The organism is Acidobacteriota bacterium, assembly GCA_009838525.1.
Lineage (GTDB): Bacteria > Acidobacteriota > Vicinamibacteria > Vicinamibacterales > UBA8438 > VXRJ01.
This window is the reverse complement of record VXRJ01000007.1, coordinates 1-2,969: the sequence shown is the minus strand read 5'-3', so window position 1 is coordinate 2,969 and position 2,969 is coordinate 1. Positions and strand designations below refer to the sequence as shown.

At 62.7% G+C, this 2,969-nt stretch carries 3 protein-coding genes; all 3 read left to right on the top strand.

Translation table 11 applies throughout. The features are described 5' to 3' along the window. Positions 1-345 precede the first annotated feature (345 nt). The 3 genes from F4Y45_01460 to F4Y45_01450 all read left to right on the top strand — a co-directional run bounded on the left by F4Y45_01460 (position 346) and on the right by F4Y45_01450 (position 2,943). Positions 346-1,095, top strand: coding sequence for a hypothetical protein (locus F4Y45_01460; GenBank protein ID MXY23172.1), 750 nt, complete (start codon positions 346-348; stop codon positions 1,093-1,095). Between the two features lie 174 nt (positions 1,096-1,269). After that, a complete protein-coding gene (locus F4Y45_01455) occupies positions 1,270-2,256 on the top strand; it encodes a hypothetical protein (protein MXY23171.1) in 987 nt (328 codons plus the stop codon). A 219-nt stretch (positions 2,257-2,475) separates the two neighbouring features. After that, a complete protein-coding gene (locus tag F4Y45_01450) occupies positions 2,476-2,943 on the top strand; it encodes a hypothetical protein (GenBank protein MXY23170.1) in 468 nt (155 codons plus the stop codon). The last annotated feature ends 26 nt before the right edge of the window (positions 2,944-2,969 follow it).

Genomic DNA, 2,969 nt, shown 5'->3' with positions numbered 1-2,969 from the left:
GGAGGCTGACGCCGGCAGCATAGTCAACCCGTCCACGAAAGTGGATCAAGCCCACAGAAGCGCACGTACCTCTATCGCAGAGCCGGCGGAACCCACTACATATCCGTGCCGATGAGAGACCAGCTTACCGACACGTACGTCCGCTCCGCGCTGCACCAAGCCGGATGCTCGGACGACGAGATCCGGGCGTTCCTGGAAGATGCGACCTCACGGTGAACCCGGCATTCGGCGACCGCGCGCGGACGATCCCGCTCAGTCAGACGATCCCGTCCTCGGCTGGCGCTCAGCGGTGGCGAGCACTGACTGAGCCGCGAAGCTGTTCGGTTCGCGTAGCGAGGTGTAGCGATGAAGTCGGTTTCTTTTGGTATCAGACGGGTCAATCGCTTGCGGCGGGCCGCCGAGAGGGCCAGAGAGCTCGCCTCGGATCTCGATCGGTTGCCGGAGACGAGCGCGTTTTCTGGTGAATGGTCCGCCGATGACGGGGCCAACAAACTGCTGGGCGTCTTCGATGCGCTTCGCCTCAAGGCAGGATTCACGCTGCGGGCCTTTGTGTATCGGGAAGGCAGCAACGGCAACGGGATCATCTGGGCCGTTCCGGCCGATGCGCCGCCGATTGCGGCAGATGAGTGTCCCAGGCTCGAAGACACGTGGTTGCAGCCCCCGAAGCCGCCGGGCGCCGTGCCGCTCATGCAAGCCATCGAGGGCGACGGCAGCCCCTGGTCCTACCTGTCCGCCTCGATTCTGAGCCGCGAGGCGGCGGAATTCGGGGCAATCTGGCACGGCTGCGTCTGGAGCGACCAGACCATTCTCTCCAAGCCCCCGCGGCAGGCTGATGACCCGAATGTGAGAGACCACGAGGACAAGCTGACCGAAGATGCGCCGCTCGGCAACTGGACCTGGTGCGGTGCAGCTCCCCGCACGTGGCAGCCGACCTATGCCGACCGGGGCACGAGCCGGCAAGTCGTCCTGCACATCCACAATGCCATCGGGGGAGAGGAAATCTACCGGGCCACGGACACCTATCCGGTTGGCAGCTACGTTGGCCAGACCGAGACGTCGGTGGTGTGCACAGGCGACCGGTTCATCGTCTACTGACCGATGTCCTCGGCGCGGTGGTTTCCGCGAGCCGTTGGGCCTGCTAGCGAAGAAAGTTGCAGGAGCGGTTGCCACAGCCCAGCGCCGAGGGCAGGTGGGTTGCTCGCATTGACGTTGATCGTGCCGCTGCGTACAGTTCGCTGCCCGAGCAGCTACTAGGTCCAGGAACAGTACATGCCATCCAGAGTTGGTTCCATCGAGAGCGTGGCGATCCGCGAAGTGTGGCCGAAGGAGCACATTGACTTTACGCCTTGGCTCGAAGCGAACATCGGCGATCTCGACAGAGTCCTCGGGCTGGGGTTGACGAACGCCCAGAGGGAGGTCGGAGCCGGGGACTTCAGCATAGACCTCGTGGCGGAAACCGACTTCGGCGATGTCGTTATCGAGAACCAGTTCGGGCGGAGTGACCACCGCCATCTCGGCCAACTCATTACCTACCTGGCGCAGCGGGACGTTCAACGAGCGATCTGGATCGTGGAGGAAGGAAGGCCAGAGCACGTCAAGGCGGTAGAGGCCTTGAACGAGCGCGGCGTCGGGCAGATCTGGATGGTCACGGTCCGAACCGTCAGGATCGGCGATTCCCTACCAGCTCCGCTGTTCACGGTCGTCGCCGAGCCGTCTGAAGACGCGATGCCCAAGGGCAGGGCGGATCCGGATCTCACGCTGGCGCAGCGTCAAAGACGTGACTTCATGGCCGCTCTGTTCGCGCAGGCGCGAGATCAAGGGATCGACTCGCCCTTCAAGAACCTCAAACCGGACTACATCGGGTTGCAGGACACACCTGCGAGGGGTTCGGGACTGGTCTACCGCGTCGCGGTCAACCGCCGCGAGTCCCGTGTCGTCCTCACCAACAAGAAGGGCCGATGGACGGGGGCGCTCGCCGTCCTTCTTGAGAACCGACAGGAGATCGATGAAGCCCTCGCGGCGTGCGGTCTGGCGCGGCCACTCGAATGGACGGAAGAGGTGACCGCAGGCCGGTGGGTAATCCGCTACGGGGTAGACGTCAACTGCCGGGACAAGCCGGACGAGACCAGGATGCTCGAACTCAACCAGGCCGCGGCAGCGATGAAGCGCGTGTTCGACCCGCACCTCAAGGGACTCGCCCCTCAGCTTGAACGGGACTCATCAGAAACATCAGCCGAGGCTGTTGGGGCCAATTGAAGGCCTGAACTGCACGATGACGACTCGGAGTTGGGGCCGGTGACGGGCACGCGGGTCCGAGGTTTCTGCGCTGATCCCAACCTCGACTCGGGCTGATCTGACAAGGCGCGGGAGCTGGAAACGGCGTGCGACGAAGCGATCTGGATGAGCCGGGGGGCGGTGTACAAGGGGTGTGGTTTGAAGAGGCCAGGACGGAAATCCAGGGGGTACATGGTCCAGATGCACGATCAGGAACAGTTGCGACAGCGGTTTAACGGCCACTTTGCACCCTGGGGGATCAATCTGCCAACCGATGCCATGTCGCCCGGCGTAGTGTGGTTGATCGTCCAGCAAGGATGGACCATCTGGACGCGCTTCGACATCAGCGTTGAGGATGGTCGGGAGCATCTCGACTATTACGCCATGCATCGCATGACCAATGATCGCCACGTCCGGTTATACGCAGATGGCGATGAAGAAGGCCTACCGGCGATTTCAGGGATGTACGTCATTCCGCAGGGTGCCACTCAGGCGGAGCGCGAAGCGGCAGAGGCTAAGCACTATGCGGACAACCAAGCCGTGGAGAAGCTGCTGGAGGAGAAGGGGTTCGTGATGACGGACCAAGCCCATGCCAGTGCCAGAATCAACCGCTCACTCCAAATCCACCGGAAGCGAAGAGTGAACCGTACCGGGTTTTCCAGAGACTGAATTACGTGACTCCGGCCACCATGGCT